This is a genomic window from Paraliomyxa miuraensis, assembly GCF_026337845.1.
Taxonomy (GTDB): domain Bacteria; phylum Myxococcota_A; class Polyangia; order Nannocystales; family Nannocystaceae; genus Paraliomyxa; species Paraliomyxa miuraensis.
On sequence record NZ_JAOVZF010000086.1, the window covers coordinates 1 to 1,091 of the forward strand.

Here is a 1,091-nt window from a genome sequence, read left to right on the forward strand (position 1 = left end):
GTGGGGGTCTTGGTGGGGTCGTACTCCGGCACCCGACGCACGATGATCGGGGCCGAGCTCGCCAGCCCCGGCAGCTTCCAGCCGTCGGGCGCATCGCGACCCAACAGGAACGCCACGATCTCGTTGGCCTGCGCCTGTGCACTGCCGCCGCTGACGAGCCCCTGTGCCGACAGCTCGGCCACGAAGCCCGCGCTGGCCGAGCCGTTGCTCTCGTTGATCGGCACCAGGTCGTTGCTGGCATCGTGCGTGTACAGCCGTCGAGCGGTCCAGGGGGTCAGGGCCAGGCACTCGCCCGCGTCCCACGAGCGGCTCTGCGGGCACGGGCCGAACGTCTCCTCGGCGTCCTCGGGCGAGAACTCGGGGCTGGGAGCCACGCACGTGGGCAGCAGGTCGCCCGTGTCGGGGTCGCGGAAGTCACACAGCGCTCGCGTCACGTGGCCGCGCCACGTGGGATAGTCGGTGGTCGCCGTCAGCGAGGTCTGCAGCACCGCGATCTCCTCGCCTCCGCCACCGTCGGCCACCCCGAAATCGTTGGTGGTGCTGCCCGGGCCCGACGGCAGGCTGAAGTCGCCGATCTTGGCGATGATGCCCGACAGCGCCAGCTTCAGCTCCTCGGCCGAGCTCGACGCGTACGCGCACTCGACGGTGGGGTTGGCTGGATTGGCGCACGTGTCCCAGTCGTTGGCCGGCGGGTCGTTGCACGGGTCGTCGCACATCGCTCCCGCGCATGCCCCGGCCCCCGCGCACGCCATCGAGTTGAGCTCGTTGCTGTTGCTCAAGAAGAAGCCCACCACGTATACCTGCGTGTTGAGCTGGTTGCGGAGCTCGGCCAGCCGCTGGTACAGCGGCCAGCCGCCCTCGTTGGTGGGCTGCGGGTTGCCGTCGGTGATGAGCACCGCGGCCGTCGGCGCACAGATGTCCGGGGCCTGCACCTGGCTGGCGAAGCTGAGGTACGAGGCCACCGTCGTGTGCGAGTAGATCGCGTTGCTCTCGGTCACGGTCGCAGGGATCGCGCCGATCGTGCTGTACCACGGGGTCAAGCCCGCCGCGTCCACGCCACCCTCGATGATCGGCGCGGTGTGCTGCAGCAC

General features: G+C 70.1%; 1 protein-coding gene. It reads right to left on the reverse strand.

Features of this window, described 5'->3' with window-relative positions; all coding sequences use genetic code 11:
- The coding region (locus OEB96_RS00385) for a hypothetical protein (protein ID WP_323137306.1) at positions 1-998 on the reverse strand (998 nt) is incomplete at its 3' end.
- Positions 999-1,091 lie beyond the last annotated feature (93 nt).